At 64.1% G+C, this 18,356-nt stretch carries 21 protein-coding genes; 14 read left to right on the top strand and 7 right to left on the bottom strand.

The window, feature by feature from the left end:
- The first annotated feature begins 6 nt into the window (after positions 1-6).
- Complete coding sequence (locus F600_RS0123035; RefSeq protein WP_018163025.1) at positions 7-750, top strand: hypothetical protein; 744 nt, start codon at positions 7-9, stop codon at positions 748-750.
- A 13-nt stretch (positions 751-763) separates the two neighbouring features.
- Complete coding sequence (locus F600_RS0123030) at positions 764-1,447, top strand: pentapeptide repeat-containing protein (RefSeq protein ID WP_018163024.1); 684 nt, start codon at positions 764-766, stop codon at positions 1,445-1,447.
- Between the two features lies 1 nt (position 1,448).
- On the opposite strand, the gene F600_RS29485 is transcribed toward F600_RS0123030, so the two are convergent.
- On the bottom strand, positions 1,449-2,183 hold the full coding sequence (locus F600_RS29485; protein ID WP_081628986.1) for a biosynthetic peptidoglycan transglycosylase: 735 nt from the start codon (positions 2,181-2,183) through the stop codon (positions 1,449-1,451).
- A gap of 76 nt (positions 2,184-2,259) precedes the next feature.
- Here F600_RS29485 and F600_RS30805 point away from each other — a divergent pair, with 76 nt between their 5' ends.
- The gene (locus tag F600_RS30805; protein WP_162141465.1) at positions 2,260-3,405 is read left to right on the top strand and encodes an alpha/beta hydrolase; all 1,146 of its coding nucleotides are present in this window, start codon (positions 2,260-2,262) and stop codon (positions 3,403-3,405) included.
- Positions 3,406-3,512: 107 nt separating this feature from the next.
- Complete coding sequence (locus tag F600_RS29475; protein WP_156024784.1) at positions 3,513-4,085, top strand: DUF2510 domain-containing protein; 573 nt, start codon at positions 3,513-3,515, stop codon at positions 4,083-4,085.
- Here the strand turns inward: F600_RS29475 and F600_RS0123010 are convergent.
- The gene (locus F600_RS0123010; protein ID WP_018163020.1) at positions 4,082-5,710 is read right to left on the bottom strand and encodes an ABC-F family ATP-binding cassette domain-containing protein; all 1,629 of its coding nucleotides are present in this window, start codon (positions 5,708-5,710) and stop codon (positions 4,082-4,084) included. The genes F600_RS29475 and F600_RS0123010 overlap by 4 nt on opposite strands.
- Positions 5,711-5,729: 19 nt before the next feature.
- On the bottom strand, positions 5,730-6,659 hold the full coding sequence (locus F600_RS0123005) for an SDR family oxidoreductase (RefSeq protein ID WP_026306870.1): 930 nt from the start codon (positions 6,657-6,659) through the stop codon (positions 5,730-5,732).
- A gap of 115 nt (positions 6,660-6,774) precedes the next feature.
- Here F600_RS0123005 and F600_RS0123000 point away from each other — a divergent pair, with 115 nt between their 5' ends.
- The gene (locus tag F600_RS0123000; RefSeq protein ID WP_026306869.1) at positions 6,775-7,614 is read left to right on the top strand and encodes a helix-turn-helix transcriptional regulator; all 840 of its coding nucleotides are present in this window, start codon (positions 6,775-6,777) and stop codon (positions 7,612-7,614) included.
- Here F600_RS0123000 and F600_RS29470 read toward each other — a convergent pair.
- Positions 7,597-8,079 carry an SRPBCC family protein gene (locus F600_RS29470; RefSeq protein WP_018163016.1) on the bottom strand — a complete coding sequence of 161 codons (483 nt, stop codon included), beginning with the start codon at positions 8,077-8,079 and terminating at the stop codon, positions 7,597-7,599. The genes F600_RS0123000 and F600_RS29470 overlap by 18 nt on opposite strands.
- 125 nt (positions 8,080-8,204) lie before the next feature.
- Here F600_RS29470 and F600_RS0122985 point away from each other — a divergent pair, with 125 nt between their 5' ends.
- From F600_RS0122985 to F600_RS0122970, 4 genes are read left to right on the top strand one after another with little or no spacing between them, the layout of a single operon-like run.
- Entirely contained in the window at positions 8,205-8,588 is a 384-nt protein-coding gene (locus F600_RS0122985; RefSeq protein ID WP_018163014.1) for a DUF6394 family protein, read from the top strand.
- 3 nt (positions 8,589-8,591) lie between these two features.
- Positions 8,592-10,388 carry an NAD-binding protein gene (locus F600_RS0122980; RefSeq protein WP_018163013.1) on the top strand — a complete coding sequence of 599 codons (1,797 nt, stop codon included), beginning with the start codon at positions 8,592-8,594 and terminating at the stop codon, positions 10,386-10,388.
- 15 nt (positions 10,389-10,403) lie between these two features.
- Positions 10,404-10,799 carry a nitroreductase/quinone reductase family protein gene (locus F600_RS0122975; protein ID WP_018163012.1) on the top strand — a complete coding sequence of 132 codons (396 nt, stop codon included), beginning with the start codon at positions 10,404-10,406 and terminating at the stop codon, positions 10,797-10,799.
- A gap of 13 nt (positions 10,800-10,812) precedes the next feature.
- The gene (locus F600_RS0122970; RefSeq protein ID WP_018163011.1) at positions 10,813-11,499 is read left to right on the top strand and encodes an endonuclease III domain-containing protein; all 687 of its coding nucleotides are present in this window, start codon (positions 10,813-10,815) and stop codon (positions 11,497-11,499) included.
- Here F600_RS0122970 and F600_RS0122965 read toward each other — a convergent pair.
- Together F600_RS0122965 and F600_RS0122960 are read right to left on the bottom strand one after the other, a co-directional pair.
- Positions 11,456-11,791, bottom strand: a complete 336-nt coding sequence (locus F600_RS0122965; RefSeq protein WP_018163010.1) for a DUF1801 domain-containing protein — start codon at positions 11,789-11,791, stop codon at positions 11,456-11,458. The two genes, F600_RS0122970 and F600_RS0122965, sit on opposite strands and share 44 nt — an antisense overlap.
- Positions 11,788-12,228 carry a hypothetical protein gene (locus F600_RS0122960; RefSeq protein WP_018163009.1) on the bottom strand — a complete coding sequence of 147 codons (441 nt, stop codon included), beginning with the start codon at positions 12,226-12,228 and terminating at the stop codon, positions 11,788-11,790. Before F600_RS0122960 ends, F600_RS0122965 begins: the two co-directional genes overlap by 4 nt.
- 47 nt (positions 12,229-12,275) lie before the next feature.
- On the opposite strand from F600_RS0122960, the gene F600_RS0122955 reads away from it, so the two are divergent.
- The 5 genes from F600_RS0122955 (at position 12,276) to F600_RS0122935 (ending at position 17,108) form a co-directional block, all read left to right on the top strand.
- A complete protein-coding gene (locus F600_RS0122955) occupies positions 12,276-13,463 on the top strand; it encodes a winged helix-turn-helix domain-containing protein (protein ID WP_018163008.1) in 1,188 nt (395 codons plus the stop codon).
- Positions 13,456-13,854 carry a DoxX family protein gene (locus F600_RS0122950; RefSeq protein ID WP_018163007.1) on the top strand — a complete coding sequence of 133 codons (399 nt, stop codon included), beginning with the start codon at positions 13,456-13,458 and terminating at the stop codon, positions 13,852-13,854. Before F600_RS0122955 ends, F600_RS0122950 begins: the two co-directional genes overlap by 8 nt.
- A 307-nt stretch (positions 13,855-14,161) precedes the next feature.
- Positions 14,162-15,577, top strand: coding sequence for a cytochrome P450 (locus F600_RS0122945; protein ID WP_018163006.1), 1,416 nt, complete (start codon positions 14,162-14,164; stop codon positions 15,575-15,577).
- A gap of 201 nt (positions 15,578-15,778) precedes the next feature.
- Positions 15,779-16,564, top strand: coding sequence for a hypothetical protein (locus F600_RS0122940; protein ID WP_018163005.1), 786 nt, complete (start codon positions 15,779-15,781; stop codon positions 16,562-16,564).
- Entirely contained in the window at positions 16,557-17,108 is a 552-nt protein-coding gene (locus tag F600_RS0122935) for an NUDIX hydrolase (protein ID WP_018163004.1), read from the top strand. The genes F600_RS0122940 and F600_RS0122935 overlap by 8 nt, the downstream gene beginning before the upstream one ends.
- On the opposite strand, the gene F600_RS0122930 is transcribed toward F600_RS0122935, so the two are convergent.
- The gene (locus F600_RS0122930; RefSeq protein ID WP_018163003.1) at positions 17,082-18,218 is read right to left on the bottom strand and encodes a metallophosphoesterase; all 1,137 of its coding nucleotides are present in this window, start codon (positions 18,216-18,218) and stop codon (positions 17,082-17,084) included. The two genes, F600_RS0122935 and F600_RS0122930, sit on opposite strands and share 27 nt — an antisense overlap.
- Positions 18,219-18,356: the final 138 nt, after the last annotated feature.

Below are 18,356 nucleotides of genomic sequence, written 5' to 3'. Positions count from 1 at the left end.
CGAGCCGTGGCCTCAGACGACCCATTCGACAATGAGACGGTTGCCGCGATCCTCGCGAGGGTGGTGTGGATCGTCAACCCAGTGCTCGATGTGCTGGCGACGTTCGATCCGCTGGGGCTGAGGGAACGCACCAAGGAACCCGACGACGATCGCGAGTTGCTCGACATCCCGGGGCACGTCCTCGATGCCGCGGCTTGGGTCCTGAATACCGCAACCGTGCCCGGCACGAAGGCCTGGGACGAGATGGACGTGACCGCGCGAACGCGCTGGTGGGTGATTCGCGTCGGCGCGGTGAACAACCTCGTCGTCGCGTATCCCGCGGTGTTCGGTGCGATCGCGGACTTGCTGCCGGTCCAAGCAGCGCTGGGTTACGGCAACCAGGCCATCGTGTTGTGTGCCGTCGCTCGCGAATACGGGCTGACCGACACCGAAGATCAGGTTCGAATGCTTGCGCAGGTTCTCAACAAGCGGGTGATCAACGAGCGGATGACGCTCCCGGAAGCCCCGAACGAGCCGGAGCCGAATTGGACGCCCTTCGTCCTCGCAAAGACGTTGTGGCGCATCGGGAAGATGGTTCGCGGTCTCAGCGATGAGCTCGGCAAACGCCCGCACCCGACGAAGCGGTACACGTATCTGGGCAGACTTCCGTACGTCGGCATCGTCGCGGACTACATCGGCGAATTCGGAGCGCTCGAGCGTGCCGCGGCGGATGGCCAGCGGTGGGCGACCGCGAACCTGCCGACGGTCTAACCCGACTACGCTCATGCCCGTGCGCAATTCGGCGAAGGGTAGAGCAGCGAGCACTCGGATCGCGCCCGCGGCGCCCAAGCTTCCGGCGCTGCGGCCTGCCGAACTTCCAGCCGATGCCTTCGAGGACGAAAAGCATCTGGGCGGCCTCGACTACCTCGGTCAGGACATGGCCGGGGTCCGAGTTGAAGCGACCGAAATCGAACAATGTCGCTTCGACAACGTGACGATGCCGGCGGCGATGCGACGAACCAGCGTCTACGGCACCGAGTTCACCGGCTGCGACTTCGCCAACCTGCACGCCGACAGTGGATCGCTACTGCAGTCCAGGATCTCGTCGAGTCGGCTCACCGGAATGTCCTGCACCGCCGGTACCTGGCGGGACGTCACCGTCGAGTCGTCCCGGGTCAATCTCACGTTCTTCGGCTATTCGAAGCTCCAGATGGTCGTGTTCCGTGACTGCGAACTGACGCAGGCCGACTTCGAGCGCGTCAAGTTCCGGAATGTGTTGTTCGAGAAATGCGACTTATCCGGTGCGCAGTTCAGCGGCGCGGAGATGGTCAACGTCCGATTCGTCGACTGCATCATGGCGAATCTGAGGGGAGTCACGGACCTCCGCGGAGCCACTATCCAGGGCGGCGATCTTCTCGGACTTGCCGCCGCGCTGGCTCGGGAAGCGGGGATCTCCGTCGAGTGGTGACCTAGCGGCAGCGCGTCCCGGGGTTCAAATCCCACGTCGCCGGGGTGATCGCCTGCTTCTGCTCTTCGGTGATCGCACCGGTCGCAACGAGCCGATCCAGAACATGCTCTTGACGCTTCGCAGCCAGATCGGGGTGCTCGAGCGGATCGTAGTTTGTCGGAGCTTGGACAAGACCCGCGAGCAGCGACGCCTGTGACCAGGTCAATTCGTCTGGCGTGAGACCGAAGTAGCCGCACGCGGCATCGCGCAGACCGTAGAAGCCGTGGCCAAAGTAGGAGATGTCGGCGTACATCTGCAGGATGTCGGCCTTTGAGTAGGCACGGTCGAGCTTCAGCGCGACGGTCATCTGCGCCGGAGCGAGCCACATCGGATGCTGGCCGTCGAAGTAGAGATTCTTCGCGAGCTGCTGGTTCAAGGTCGAGCCGCCGGTCTCGTTGCCGGTGACGAAGCCGACGCCGCCGCGGACCACACCGATCGAGTCGATTCCGTGGTGCCGATAGAAGCGACTGTCCTCCGTGGCAACGAGGGCTGCCTCGAACTTCGGCGGCACCGGCTCATTGAGCTGTGCGGAGTGATTTTGGGTGGTCAGCGTGTGCAAGCGGTCCCACGCGTCGCCGACGGAGGGAGTGATCAACCAGAGCAATGCGGCGGCGACCAGACCGAGGACGAACAACGCACCGCACAACCTGAACAGGCGGCTGCCCAGTCCACGTCGACCACCTCGAGAAACTCCCACACCACAGGGCTACCAGACGTAACCGTCGGTCGGCACGGATGCGCGATAACCGTCACACGTCCGTACGATGGCCGCCGTGAAGAAGTTTCCGAGAGGGCTGGGTATCGCGGCGGCCCTCGGCGGCGCCTCGGCAGCCGGAAGCTCCGTCAGCATGGCGTGGTACGCGGCCGGAATCGTTGCCGACGGACTCAAAGTGACCGGCATCCCCGACGAGACGCTCGATGTCGGCATCGTCGACGTCACGTCCGACCAGATCGTGCTCGACGTTCCGGAGCTGCCGGATCGCGTGCCCGATCAGCGCGCGCACCTCGGGTTGCGCTGGAGTACTGGCTACGGGCATGTGGGTCCGGCGACGGTCATTGCGGGTCGACGCGAGACGAGACCGTTCGCTCTGTTCGAAGGCGACAAGCCGCAGGTCGGCGACGCTGTCGCAGTGCTCGAACCCTTCATGTACCCGCGTGACCCGGCGGACGTCGGTATCGCGTTCGAGCAGGTCAGCTACCCGGGACCGCTTGGTGAGCTCGCCGGCTGGCATGTCAAGGGCTCGCCGACCTGGATCGTCATGGTCCACGGGCTCGGTGCGACGCCCGCGGAATTCATTCGGGTGTTGGACGCACTGCGCGGCGAGGGGCACTCCGCGCTGGTCGTGACCTATCGCAACGACGAGGACGCTCCGCGGACTGCGGACTCGATCATCCGCGCTGGCCAGGACGAGTTCGCCGACATTGCGGCGGCGGTCGACTTCGCCAAGGCGAACGGTGCACAAAAGATCGTGCTCTTCGGCTCGAGCATGGGCGGCGCGATCTCGTTGGCATACACGATGCACGCTCCGGAGAACGTGGCCGCGCTGATCCTGGAAGCACCGGCGGCGAGTGTGCGGGACATCGTGTCGTTGCGTTCCGGCGAGGCGCTCCCGTCCGGCGGTCGATTCGCTGGCGCACTCCTGAAACTGACATTGCGGTTCATCGGCTTGCGGACCGGCATCGATCTGAACGGAGTCGACTACATCGCGCGGGCCGGCGAACTCGGACTGCCGATCTTGTTGATTCACGGCACCGCGGACGCCGCAGTTCCGTTCCCGGTGGGCGAGCGGCTCTATCGAATCCGCCCTGACCTGGTCGAGTTCCATCGAATCGAAGGTGGGGGACACGTGCGCGCGTGGAATCTCGACCGCGAGTGGTACTCGGCGACGCTGCGAAGGTTTCTGCGCCGGGTTACCTAGCACGGAGGTTGCTTGTGGGCGTGTAGCGACACGCGGCTTGAGTGAAAACTTGTCGTACCCCGGTGCTTTTCTTTCTCCACCAGATCATCTGTTGGAAGGAAGAAGAGATGATCACTCACCCTCAAATCCCGGACCCGTACGCGGCTCCGCTCCCGCCGATGTACTCGGCACCTCAAGTGCCGCAGCCGGACAAGGCATCGGCGTGGAAGAAGATCCTCGTCGCGTTGGCAACCGTCGCGGTCCTGGGCTCGATGATCTTCGGCGGCATCATGCTGAAGTCGGTGCACGACCAGCAGGAACGAAACGACGAGGCGGCCTCCTCGTCATCCGCGGCAGCGTCGTCGTCGTCGGCTGCCGCAACGTCGTCGGCTCGCGCCGCCGAGCAGGCTGTCGAGTCGGAGCGGTCGCGCCGGCGAGCGGCAGCGCACGACATCGAAGCGTCAGTGCGCCAGATGGCAAACGAGCACGTGGCGTCCGGCTTCATCGTCGGACCGATCCTGTTGGTGACCTGCGACCCGGTGACCGGCGGAGTCGAGGACATCACCCTCGAGACGACGACCTTCTCCTGCTTCGTGACGACCGAAGTCACCACGGACGGGCGATCCAAGGGCTTCTACTACCACGCAACCATGAGTTGGACGAGCGGCCGCTACACCTACGGATACGGCGCCCCGAGTTAATCCTCGAACAGCCGCCCGTGTTCCATTCGCCACCGTCTCGTACTCCGGACGGTGGCGAGCATCCGTCGGTCGTGGGTCACGAGAAGAACTGTGCCGGTGAATGATTCGATCGCCGATTCCAACTGTTCGATCGCGGGCAAGTCGAGGTGGTTGGTCGGTTCGTCGAGGACGAGCAGATTGATGCCACGCGCTTGCAGCAACGCGAGCGCGGCGCGAGTCCGTTCTCCGGGCGACAGGGACGACGCCGGCCGAAGTACGTGATGCCCGACGAGCCCGAACTTTGCCAGAAGCGTCCGCAGGTCTGCATCGGCCCAGTCCGGCACGGCCTTCGCGAACTCCTCGACCAGTGGACCGTCGCCGTAGAAGAGGCCTCGCGCCTGGTCGACCTCGCCGATCTCGACGCCGGAACCCATGGACGCAGAGCCCGATTCCGGCGCGATCCGACCGAGGAGAAGCTTGAGCAGCGTGGTCTTACCCGACCCGTTGTGGCCGGTGATGAGGATGCGGTCACCCCAGTTCACCTGCGCGGTAATCGGTCCGACTCCGAACGCGGTAGTGGCACTGTTGAGGGTCGAAACGACCGTTCCGCTCCGGGGCGCGACGGCGATCTCCATCCGCAGTTCCCACTCTTTGCGCGGCTCTTCGACCGCATCCAGACGTTCGATCCGACGCTGCGTCTGGCGCGCCTTCGCCGCCTGTTTCTCCGTCGCCTCGGCCCGGAATTTGCGCCCAATCTTGTCGTTGTCGGTCGCCTTCCGGCGAGCATTGCGCACGCCTGATTCCATCCAGTTGCGCTGCATGCGGGCGCGCGCTTCGAGGTCGGACTTGGTGTCGGCGTACGCCTCGAAGGCATCACGTCGGTGCTGCCGGGCGACCGCTCGCTCGTTCAGGTACGAGTCATAGGAACCGTTGTAGACATCGATCCGCTGCTGTGGAAGGTCGAGCTCGACGATCCGGTTCACCGTGCGCGCCAAGAACTCTCGATCGTGGCTGACGACCCCGAGGGGAGTCGTCGTCGATCGGACGAACTGTTCGAGGATGTGCAGTCCGGCGATGTCGAGGTCGTTCGTGGGCTCGTCGAGGAGCAAGACGTCGTACCGGGCAAGGAGAATCGCGGCGAGCCCGGCGCGCGCCGCCTGGCCGCCCGACAGAGACGTGACTTCCGTGTCGAGTGCGACCGTCAACCCCAAGTCTGCGGCAACCTTTTCCGCACGTTCTTCGAAATCTGCGCCGCCGAGCGCAAGCCACGCCTCGAGCGCCGGGGTGTAGTCGTCCTCGGTCGCGTCGGCCAGATTTTCGGCTGCCTCGTTCATCGCCGCTTCGGCCGCCGCAACGCCGGTTCGCCGGGCCAAGAACCCCGCAACGGTCTCGCCCGGAATCCGCTCCGGTTCTTGCGCCAAGTACCCCACCGTCGCCTCCGGCGGCGCGATCGACATCGACCCGGATACTTCCGCGCCTGGGAGATCATGTCCGGCAAGCAGTTTCAGCAAAGTCGACTTGCCCGCGCCGTTCGCGCCCACGAACCCGATGACGTCGCCGTCCGCGATCGTGAGATCCAAATCGGAGAACAGGGTTCGTTCGCCACGCGCGACCGAAAGATCGCTGACGTTCAACGTTGCAGACACCGGGTCAGCCTAATGGGAGTCAGACCAACGCGACTCCGCTGAGCTCCTGCGATACCGTCCACAGCCGATCCGCGTCGGCGGTGTTGCTCAAGGGCTTCCACAGCTTCTGCTTGCCGGGTGGACCACCGGCGTTCCCCGGCCACTGCGGTCCGTAGAAACCGACGTCGGGCGTGGTCGCGGCCAGCACCGCTGGAAGTTGGGCACTCTCCACGGTTCCCATGAGCATCCCGTGCCCGGAAAGCCATCGGATGACCTTCACCTCGGTGGTGTCCTTCGCACGCCCGACTTCCGGGCGGGCCGCGAGCAGGCTCGTCGGTGCAACCCCGGGATGGGCAATGGTGCTCGTGATTCCCCATCCGGCAACTTCACTGCGACGGTTCAGCTCCAGCCCGAAAAGTCCGACCGCGATCTTGGACTGTCGATAGGCCCGCATGCCGTCGTATTCGTGCTCGAAGTTCAGGTCATTCCAGTTGATCGCGCCGCGTCGGGCCGCAATGCTGGTCTGCGACGTCACGCGTGCCCTTCCTGCTTTCAACAGCGGCAGAAGGTGGCCGGTGAGCGCCACATGGCCCAGATGATTCGTCCCGAATTGCAACTCGAAACCGTCCGCGGTGACGCCGCGCTGGGGCGGGGTCATGACCCCGGCATTGTTGACGAGGTAGTGGATCGGAGCGCCCTCGGCCCGCATCGCTTCGCCGAACGAGGCGACCGACGCCAGTGACGCCAGGTCCATCTCGTGCAGGACGAGTTCAGCTTGCGGATGCACCTCTCGAATCTTTGCGATCGCCGCTGTGCCCTTGATCCGGTTGCGGACCGGCATCACGACCTCGGCTCCCGCACCCGCGAGCCTCGTCGCGATACCGAGTCCGATTCCGTCGCTGGCCCCCGTCACGACGGCACGCTTCCACGTGAGGTCGGGTAGGGCTACGTCGTACTGTCTGGGTCGCATCATGATTTGCTCCTGAAGCTTGTGGTCTCCCCATGAGCCTGCCCAACGCCGCAAGCGCTATCCACGGTCTGATGATCCGTGGTTAGGCGATCCCGGTGCAGGAAAGATGAATTGCATGATCGATCGCGCGGGTCTTGCCGAGTTTCTTCGCCGGCGCCGTGAGGCGTTGCAACCGGTAGATGTTGGGCTCCCACCGGGTCAGCGCCGCCGAACCAGCGGGTTGCGTCGCGAAGAGGTCGCCGCGTTGTGTCACATGTCGACCGACTACTACTCACGCCTCGAACAGGAGCGTGGTCCGCACCCTTCGGAGCAGATGATCGCGTCGATCGCACAGGGGCTGCACCTATCGCGCGCCGAGCGCGACCACCTGTTTCGCCTGGCCGGGCATCAGCCGCCGGCACTCGGCTCGGGAAGCGATCACATCAGCCCGGGGATGCTGCGAATCTTCGATCGCCTTGATGACACCGCGGCCGAGATCGTCACCGAACTCGGTGAGACGCTTCGGCAGACTCCGCTCGGCGCCGCGCTCGTGGGGGACCTGACTCGCTTCTCAGGTCCGGCGCGCAGCATCGGATATCGATGGTTCACCGATCCGACGATCCGCGACCTCTACCCGCCGGACGACCACGAGTTCTATTCGCGCATGTACGTCTCGGGACTCCGCGGAGTACTCGCCATGCGCGGTCCCACCTCAAAAGCCGCGCATTTGGCTGAGTTGCTGACTGAACAGTCCGAGGAATTTCGAACCTTCTGGAGTGCCCACGAGATCGGTCTCAGACCCCGCGAAGTGAAGCGATTCATCAACCCGACCGTCGGCCTGCTGGAACTGAACTGCCAGGTCCTACTGGACCCGGAGGAGTTGCACCTGCTCCTCGTCTACACCGCGGTGCCGGGGAGCGAGAGCTACGAGAAGCTGCAGCTGTTGTCAGTGGTCGGCTCAAACCCGTCCGTCTGAGCTGAGCGCCACTCCCAGATTGTCGAGTTCGTTTCCTCGACCGGCGACGATTCGCTCCGTCCATTCGTCGTCGTGCATGGGCTCGATCGTCATGACGACCCGAGTGCCGGACGAAAAAGGAGTCAGCGTCACCGTCGTCCGATGCCGGTACTCGGCCCGCCCGGGCACGAAATCGACGACCGTGTCGTAGGCGAGGAGCGCCTCGTTTTCGATGGCAGTGAAGTACTTCCGCGACGACGTGGACAGCGGCAGCCCGACCGAGTTCATGAACGCCACCTGGTCGGGACCAGTCGCCGTCATGACATAGCGGAGTTCGCCGCCGGGTCGCAGGTCCAACTCGTCGACACGGACCTCGAACCCGTCGGGTGCCCACCAGGATTCGATGCCGGCCGCCGTTGTCCACAGGTCCCAGATGCGCTCGGGCGCCGCGTTGTAGATGCGTTCGATGTCGATGGTCGTGGTCATCGCTCTCTCCTTCGGTGAGGTCCTTCACTTGGTGGTCGGAGCCGACCGACACATTCCGACACATCGGGCCAACAAAATTTGAGACGCTGACTTCAGGACGTTCTGATGATCGTCAGGGAGGGCCCATGAACCTCGAAAAGGTGGTCTTCGGCTTCTTCGTGCTTTTGGCCGCGACACTGAACTTCGGCTTCTTTCTCGGCGACATCACCAAACCTGAACTGCACAACATTTACGAGCTCTTCGCGGCGCTCGCCGTCAGTCTCATTGCCACCGTTCTCAAGTTCGGCGACCGAACCCAACTGGGTGCAGTTCACCTCGCCACGAGCCTCGTCGCCGACCTCCAACTGTTTGCCGCCGGGCTCGTCTGGGTGTTCGCCGAGCAGGTCACCGGCCACGGGATGACGGCGGCTTCGACCGCCAGCGTCGTATCGCTCTCGGGCGGCGCACTTCTCGCCAACATCGTCTCGGTGGTGCTGCTGGTGTCCGAGACCGTGACGTTCCGACGCTGACCCGTGTCGAATCCGCTGTTCTTCGCTTTCCGCCAGTTCGGTGCGCGGAAGAGTTCGATACGACCAAGAGCGCTCGCGGACCATGAATTCGCCGCCCCGTCGGCGACGATCTTCCTCGTCATGCGAAAGATGCGGGCGCCGCTCATCGTGCTCATCGTCGTGTTCTCGATCAGCGTCGTCGGTTTGGCCTTGATCCCGGGTGTCGACGCGGACGGCAATCCCGTGCGGATGACGTTGTTCGACTCGTTCTACGTCATCAGCTACACCGCAACGACGATCGGCTTCGGCGAAATTCCGTTGCCCTTCACCGTCGCGCAACGGCTGTGGGTGACCTTCTCGATCTATCTTTCGGTCATCGGCTGGGCCTACGCGATCGGCTCGCTGTTGACCTTGCTTGGGGACGCCGGCTTCCGGCGGGCTCTGGCCGTGCAGCGTTTCACCCGCACGGTCGCGCGGTCCCGTGAGCCTTTCCTGCTGCTCGCCGGGTATGGACAGACCGGCCGACTGCTCGTGAAGGCGTTCGACGCTCTCGGCCAGCGAGTTGTCGTCCTCGACAAGGTCGATCGCCGGATCGAGGCGCTGGACCTCGAACCTCTGCACGCGGACGTGCCCGGCCTCGCTGCCGACGCGGCCAGCCCGCATTTGCTGACTCTCGCGGGACTCGGTCATCGGCATTGTGCAGGGGTTCTCGCACTCACCGACAACGACGAGACCAACCTGACGATCTCCGTCACCGCCGCCCTTCTGCGGCCCGACTTGCCGGTTTTCACGCGTACGGCCTCCGCGACGATCGCCGATCGTGCGCGGGCTTTCGGCACTCCGATCGTGGTGGATCCGTTCGATGTCTTCGGTGATCACCTACGGCTGGCGTTGAGCGCACCGTCGACATTTCAGCTGCTCGAATGGCTGGAAGGGGGTCCCGGCGCCGAACTTCCGGTGCGCGGGAAGTTGCCTCCGGACGGGCGATGGGTGCTCTGCGGGTACGGCCGATTCGGAAAGCGCCTTGTGGAGGATTTCCGCGCAGCGGGGCTCGAGGTCACCATCATCGAAACCACCGACAGCGACGAACGTGGTGTCATCCGGGGAGATGCCGCTGATCTCGAGGTGCTGGCGAAAGCCAAGCTGGACAGTGCGATCGGCGTCGTCGCGGGGACCGACAACGACACGACGAATCTGTCGATTCTCGCGAACTCGCGACAGCTGAATCCGAACCTTTTCCTCGCCGCCCGCCAGAACAAGCCGTCGAGCACCGCATTGTTCCGCGCCATGAACGTCGACTCCCTGCTTGTCCCCACCGAAGTCGTCGCTCATCAGGTCTATGCGCAGATCAGCACCCCTTTGCTGTGGCGTTTCCTGAAGGAGGCTCCCGCTCGCGGTGATGCGTGGGCGGCCGAAGTCGTCGAGCGGCTGCGCGGCCACTGCGGTATGGCGTTGCCGGCGCTGTGGGCGATGACCCTGGACGTTGCACATTCGCCCGCGGTCGTCGGGGCGCTCGCGTCCGAGGACGTCTGCATCGGCGACCTGCTGCGCGATCCCGTGGACCGCGATCACCGGCTCGATGCCGTACCGCTGCTACTCGGACGCGGTGACGACGCGATCCTGTGCCCCGGGAACGACGTGCACCTCGCGACGGGTGACGCGCTGCTCTTCGCCGGAACTCCGCACGCGCGCCGAGAACTCCAGCTCACGATGGTGAACGACTCGACCGCGGCTTACGTGCTGTTCGACCGGCATGTCCCGGACGGGTTGGTCTGGCGGAAGCTCTCGCGACGGTACGGAAGGACGAGCGCGACGACCTGACGCACAATGAACCCCATGGCCTACGTCAAACCCCCTTTCCTCGTCCGGAACGTCCTCAACAAGGTCGCGATGGCGACTGGCATCGGTGGAACCGAGACTCTCGTCGTCAAGGGACGAACCAGCGGGGAACCGCGCAAGGTTCCGGTGACGCCGATCCGATTCGATGGCGTGCAATACCTCGTGTCGGTTCGCGGTGAGGCGGAGTGGGTTCGAAATGTCCGCGCCGCCGGGCAGATCGAGCTGGTGAAGAAGGGCAGTTCGCGCACGGTGTCGGCGACCGAGGTGCCGGTCTCCGAAGCTGGCCCGGTCATCGCGCACTACCGGGAGAAGTTGGGCAGCGTGGTGAAGGGTTACTGGGAGCAACTGCCCGACGATGCCGATCACCCGGTCTTCGCTCTCGGCGGCGCGTAGTACCGTCCGATCCATGCGACGTGCGGAGAAGGTCGAAAAGATCGGGTCTCTTCTCGATGAGCTGTACCCGACGACTCCGATCCCGCTCGATCACACGGACCCGTACACGCTCCTGGTTGCGGTCGCGCTGTCTGCGCAGACGACCGATAAGAAAGTGAACGAGGTGACGCCGCGGCTCTTCGCGGTCGCGGACACCCCCGAGAAGATGCTGGCGCTCGGGCCCGAGCGAATCCTCGAACTGATTCGGGAGATCGGGCTCTCGCCGACCAAGTCCAAGAATTTGTGGATCGCGGCCGGTCAGATCATGAACGCGGGCGGCGAGATCATTCCCGATTGGGAGTTCCTCGAGTCGCTCGCGGGCGTTGGCCACAAGACGGCGAGCGTGGTCATGTCTCAGGCGTTCGGGGTGCCGGCGTTTCCGGTCGATACCCACATCCATCGGCTCGCGCGCCGATGGGGATTGTCGGACGGCTCATCGGTCGAGAAGACCGAGCGAGACCTTAAGAGTGCGTTTCCCATCGACACGTGGAATCGCCGTCACCTGCAGATCATCTTCTTCGGCCGTGAGTACTGCCCAGCGCTCCGTCACGACTTCGCCGTGTGCCCGATCTGTTCGTTCGCGGCGACGAAGAAGCAGGCACTGAGCGAGCGGAAACCTACTTCTGGTTCAGCGCGGCCGCGACGCGTACCAACGCCATGAACGCATCTTCGTTCAGTTCGTCCTGTTCGTAGACGTCCATCGCGCGGCGAACGCCGTCGGACGGCAGGAACAGTCCGCTCGGGTCCTCGAGCGATCCGCCCTTGAAGAAGGTCACCTTGACCTTGTCCTTGTAGGTCTCGATCGTGCAGATCAGACCGCCGAGCGAAAAGGCCGGGACGCCATCGGGATTCGATGCCTTCTTCCACTTCGCCTCTTCGGTGACGCCCGGCGCGGCCCGGTTGATCAGAGTGCGGAGTTCGCCTACCAGCGCAACTCGCCAATCGGTGCTCATGCTCGCTCCAGTCGCATCGTCATCGTTTCGTAGGGCGTAACGGGTTCGCGCGGAACGATATTACGCATCGTCACCAGCAGGCTTTCGGCGATTGCGACTTCGATCTGCCAACGCCATCCTTCCGCGTACTCCCACTCGAACAGGATGGACTCATCTGTGTGCTCGACGTCGCCGAGTGGCTGCGCACTCTTCTGATGCCACGTATCGATCCACAGTCCGCACGCCGAGCTTTCACTCGTGCGGGCGAGAACGAGCGTGCCCTCTTGCTGGCCGTCCTCGGGATGCCGCCAGTCGTAGCTGAGCGTGAGGACAGAACCGCGAGCGGCCAGTGACGCGGCCGCGGTGCATGGTGCGTCCGACAGGTCGTCATCGGGCATCAATCGGAAGCCGTTGTGGCCCTGCCAGTTGCCGGCGATTGCCGTGAAGAGGGAAACCATCGTTACAGCATGCCGGTGGCGAGCCGAACATCAAATACCCTCACGACATGGACTCGCTGAGCCGGTCGCAAGCGCGACGGATCACGCTCGCCGCCCAGGGCTTCCTCGACAGACCGCATGATCCGCCGACGATGCGGACCCTCGTGCGTGCCGTCGAACGCACTGGAGTTCTGCAGATCGACTCGGTCAATGTGCTCCAACGCGCGCACTACATGCCGCTCTTCTCGCGGATGGGTCCGTACGACGTCGACCTTCTGCATCGCGCGACCGGGCAATCACCGCACCGATTGGTCGAGTACTGGGCGCACGTCGCGGCCTACATGCCGGTCGATCTGTGGCCATACATGCGGCACCGAATGACCGCCTTCTACGAGCAGGGACACGTCTGGACGGGGGAGAAGGCCTCCGAGGATTTGGTGCGGTCGCTGATGTCGGAGATCCGCGACGACGGTGCGAAAACAGCTCGGGAACTCGACCGCGGGCTGCCGCGCGCCAAGAAGCATTGGGGCTGGAACTGGTCGGAATCGAAGCGGGCGCTCGAGTGGCTCTTCATCTCCGGTCAGCTCGCGGTAAGCCGGCGGAACAGTCAGTTCGAACGTGTCTATGACCTGCCGGAACGAGTGATACCGCGGGCTGTATTGGATCAGCCCGAACCAACCGACGCCCAGGCGCGGCTGGAACTCGTCCGGCGAGCAGCCACGTCGCTGGGCGTCGCAACCGTCGGCGACCTCGCGGACTACTACCGCATGCGAAAGGCCGAGGCGCAGCCCGCGATCGACCAGCTCGCCCAGGAGGGTGAGTTGCTACCGGTCTCGGTTGATGGGGTTGGTCACTTACTCCACCGCGATGCCCGCATTCCGCGGAAAGTGTCGGCGCGAGCGCTGTTGAGCCCGTTCGACCCGCTCGTATGGGAGCGTGCGCGGACCGAGCGATTGTTCGATTTCTCGTACCGCATCGAGATTTACACACCCGAGCACAAACGCGTCCACGGCTATTACGTGCTGCCGTTCCTCCTGGGCGAGGCGATGGTGGCCCGAGTCGATCTGAAAGCCGACCGCGCAGGCTCCAAGCTTCTCGTGAAAGGCGCATTTTCCGAGCCTGATTCGCCACCGGAGACAGCCGCGGAACTTGCGCGTGAACTGCGCAGAATGGCGAATTGGCTCGGGCTCGCGGACCTGGTCGTCGAACCGCGGGGTGATCTGGCCCCAGAACTGCGACGATCAGTTCATGAGTGATGAGTCGGCTTCCGCGAAGAGCCAGAAATCCGCGTATCTCACCGCAGCGCTCCTCGGTGGATCGGGCGTCCTGCACTTCGCAATTCCAGGGCCGTACGACACGATCGTCCCGCACGCGCTCCCGGGCGAGGCCCGTCAGTGGACCTACTTGTCGGGTGTCGCCGAACTCGCCATCGCAGGTGGACTGCTCATGCCTCGAACGCGAAAGCCGGCTGCGTTGGCGGCCGTCGGACTGCTGCTGGGAGTGTTCCCCGCGAACATTCAGATGACCGTCGACTGGATGAGCGACCCCCGGAAGTCAAAGCCGTTGAAGGCCGCCTCAATTGCGCGATTGCCGTTGCAGATCCCGATGATCACGACCGCGCTGAAGGCATATCGGAACGCTCCGTAACCACGGAATCGGCGGTTATGTGTCCTCCGCCTCTTTCTCAGCTGATCTTGATCCTTCCGTCACAAACCCGGCTCACGATGGAGTCAACATCGGGTCGACGAGGAGGGATGCAAGGTGGGATTCGCACTATTGCTGGCCTGGATCGTCGGCATGTACGCGCTGATCGCGGTCATGGCCAAGCCGAAGGATGATTCGAAGGAGCCGACCACCGACTCCGACCGCAGTAGGACACGACGTCCGACCGCAGCACCTTCCCGCTCACGCCGAAATCGTCCTAGCCTCGAAGTGAGCGCTCAGGAGGCCCGGCATGTTGTCCACGATCGAGTCCGTTCTCACCAAGAGTTGGTATCTCACCGATCCCGCCGCCGATAGCGGGCTGATCGACGGCAACCCAGCGGCCGGACCAGCGGAAACCGCGCTCGAATCACCGAGACACGGATTGGCCACCAGATTCGGCACATCGCTGAACCTGATTCTTCGTCAGGGCGACATGTTCTTCGCCGACGGACGGCATCGCGAAGTGAACCGCCACGAGGTCATCGGTCGCGAGCACCCGGTGTTCGTCACCAGCAATCCGGCGCACATCAAATCGCTCATGACCGCAGATGTCGCGGACGTTCGATCCGCGACGCACCAGTCGCCGATACGCCCGATCGTCGGACCCGACTCCGTCATCACCGCCATCGGGGAGCGGCACAAGCAGCAACGAGAATTGCTCATGCCCGAGTTCCACGGCAGCGCGATCGCGCACTATCAGTCGGCGATCGAGCGGTCCGCGACCAAGCACATCGATAGTTGGCGCGTGGACAAACTGCAGCCACTTGCCGACATCGGCCAGGCCATCACGCTCGACGTCATCATGACCGCGATTTTCGGCATCGGTGACCAACATCAGGCCACTCGCGCCGAACTCGAACTTCGCAAGCAGGTCATCAAGTTCCTGTCGCGATCGACGATGCCCATCGCACCTCTCGCGCAGGTCTTCAACGCCACGACAGACGAGGCGATCGGCCTGACCAAGCTGGTTCTTCGCCCTCTCGACAAGGCTGTCTACGCGGTCATCCAGGAGCGTCGTCGAAACAACGCGACCGGGTCGGACATCATGTCGGTCTTGCTCGCAGCCACGCGCGCGAACGGCGACAAGCTCTCCGACCAGGAAATTCGAGACGAACTCCTCGCGCTCCTGCTCGCCGGCCACGAGACGACGTCGAACACGCTCGCGTGGACCTTCGAGCGCCTCACCCGTCACGCCGACGAGTACCACCGCGTGCAAGATGCCGTCCGAGCGGATGGTGAAGACCCTCTCCTCCAGGCGGTCATCTACGAATCGATGCGCAGCCGACCGCTGGTACCGATCGTGGGGCGGCAAGTCATGCGTCCGTGGCAGATTGGCGACGACGTCGCCGAGACGGGCAGCGTCGCGCTCATCAGCATCCTGCTCCTCCATCACCGCGATGAGCTCTACCCGAAACCGTTCGCTTTCCAGCCCGACCGCTTCCTCAACAAACGCATTCCGCCGCACACTTTCATTCCGTTCGGTGGCGGAAATCGGCGGTGCCTCGGCGCCACGCTCGCGATGGCGGAATTGCAGATCGTCACGCGAGAAATCCTTCGCCGCGTCGATCTCAAGACCCACGATCGACCGGGGGAGACGCCGAAGCACCGCAACGTCACGATGATTCCGGCCAATGGCGGCATCGTGAAAGCCCGGCGAATTCACTGAAGTTGGGGCGCCTCTCCCAACCCCGTGGCCTACTGCGCGGTGCCCAGGCACACGGCCTGCTGCGTTGTCCTCGTCGCATATAGCTCCGCTATGTGCTCCTCGTCCGCCTTGCACTCCGCGCACCTGACCACCGCTCGCTACGGCCAGGAGTTGGGGAGAGGCGCCCTAGCTGCACCCCCGCGTCTCCCGTACCTTTAGGGGGTGGTCGACGCGCTCTTTACGGTTCTCGAAAATGCAACTGATCTGAACGCGTACGAGCATGATGGCGGTCGCGTCAGCGTGGACTTCGATCATGGCGTCGAATCTGCGCAACGGGCCACATTGTGGTCGGAGGGAGCGACTGTTCACCTGGGCATGTGGGCCGGTGAATTGATGCCGCAATACGCCCGGCTGTACGGCAACGTGAACGTGCTGGAATCGCTTGGCGCGCTTGAGGAAAAGGGTTGGATTCTCCGCGCGAACTTCCACCTCGCGTTCCACAACTCGGACTGGAAGCAGCGCTGGTACCCGGCGAATCGCATGCCGGCTCGCGACTACCTGTGGCAGTGGGCGACCGACCTGCCGAACGCCGGCCGATTCTCGCGTTACGAGGTCGAGAACCCGAACTTCATTCGGTATCTCGTCGAGCGCGGTTACATCACCGACGCTGAGGTCAGCGGCCTGATTATCTGGCTGCGCGGACTGTCTCGCCAGCAGGTCGATGTTCGGCCGAGCCTGGCGATCGAGCGGAGTTGGGATTCGGAGCCGGATCCGTCGGAAGTGCGGGACGCGATCAACGAAGTGCTTGCGGCACTCGACGAACCGGAGCTCGGTCAGCAGCGCCGACCTGAGGTTGCGGCGGCTGCGCCGGTCAAGGTGAAGAGAGTCGCGAAGGCGCCCGCCAAGAAGGCCGTCAAGAAGCCGATGGGGCCAGGCGAACGCCCAGTGACACTGTGCCCGAACTGCTTCGTCGCTCTTCCCGCTACCGGTGTATGCGACTGTGGCTGAACGCGATTACGTCGTCCCCGCGGACCCGGCGCAGCGTCGTCGCCGCGTGCGGTCGACAGTTCGCGTGCTCGTTCTCGACGATCGCGACCGTGTGCTCCTGCTCAAAGACAGCGACCCGGGCACCGGCGACACCTGGTGGACGACGCCGGGCGGCGGAATCGATCCTGGTGAGTCGGAAGCCGATGCCGTCATTCGTGAGTTGGCCGAGGAAACAGGTCTGAAAATCGCCCCCGACGCGATTCTCGGACCGCTCGCACGACGACATGTTTGGCACGGATACAGCGATCAGATCGTCGACCAAAACGACGTCTTCTATGCGGTCCGTGTGCCGGCGTTCGAGGTCGATACGAGCGGTCACACCGACGACGAACTCTTCACGCTCAAGGGCGACCGGTGGTGGACTGCCGCCGAACTCGCGGCAGCCACCGAGGTCTTCTGGCCGGTGATTCTCACCGAGCTCTGGGACCTGGTCGATCAGCCCGAGCGCTGGAATCTCGCGCTCGACGACGCCGAGGAATCAACCGTTCTGGTGGGGCGTCCGTAGCGTCAGCACCGTGACCTCGCTCGGCGCGAACACGCGGAACGGAGGTCCCCAGAAGCCGGTGCCCCGGCTCGTGTAGAGCTGGGTCTTGCCGAAGCGCTGCAAGCCGTTGACGGCCGGCTGATCGAGCCGAACGAGGTAGCGGAACGGCCAGATCTGACCGCCGTGGGTGTGCCCGGCAATCTGCAGGTCGACGCCGGCCTCGGCCGCGCTGAACACCTGTTTCGGCTGGTGGGCGAGCAGAACGACAGGTAGCGAAGGGTCCGCCCCCTCCAATGCCGCCGCGAGATTCGCGCCGTGTCCCGGCAAGCCCGAACCCTGGGCGGTGAAATCGTCGATGCCGGCGACGACGAGCTTGCCGTCGCCTTGTCCGACAACAATGTGTGCGTTGTGCAGTGAGCTCCACCCGATGTTGGCCATGTAGTCGAGCCATTCCTGGGCTTCGCTGAAGTATTCGTGGTTGCCCGTCACATAGGCCCGGCCGAGTCGTGCCTTGACCTCGACGAGCGGCCGAGTCTGCTGGAACCGAGTGTCCGGGGTGCCGTCCGCGAGGTCGCCGACGTGGAAGACGAGGTCGGCCTCAAGGGAGTTCACCAGGTCGACGACCTTCTCCGACCAGCGCGAACGGTTGATCGGGCCGTAGTGCGTGTCCGTGATCGCGACGATGCGCAGACCGTCGAGATCCGGGTCGAGGCGGTCGATCACCACGTCCTGGTTCACAACCCGCGGTACCCGCATCGCGGCGATGAACCCGTAGACCAGAAGCGCAGCGGAGATGAGAGGCACTGCGATACCGACGAAGCGGCCCGCGTTCGAAACATCGAAGGCCTCGAGAATTGCACGCGCGACCAGACCGAGGATCGACCACGTGAACAGAACCCACGTGGCACCGAGCATCGTGTCGCCGGCAACGGCGGCGCGATCGAGGCGGCGGGGTCCGTGCCCGAGAACCATGAACGTCGGAAGTGCAAGTGCTGCAGCGACTACCAACGCGGTTCCGACCGCGGTCGCAGTCGATCCCCAGTCGGGGCCGCTGACGACGGCGAACCAAATCGGCGTGAACAGAACAGTGATGACAACAGCGAGGGTTGCTGCGATCCGAGACCCGTTCATGGGCGCACCGTCGCCAATTCCGCTCCTCGCTGCGTTCCTCGCTGCGCTGCGGTACTCGCTGCGATGCTCATGGGCTCCTCCTTGCGCTGGAAGGTCATCGAGTTCCTTCCTTCTTCTGGAGCTAACGCCGGCATACTC

It is taken from the genome of Smaragdicoccus niigatensis DSM 44881 = NBRC 103563 (genome assembly GCF_000380645.1).
Taxonomy (GTDB): Bacteria; Actinomycetota; Actinomycetes; order Mycobacteriales; family Mycobacteriaceae; genus Smaragdicoccus; species Smaragdicoccus niigatensis.
Note: the sequence above shows the minus strand (reverse complement) of the source record. Positions and strands in the feature narration are given on the sequence as shown.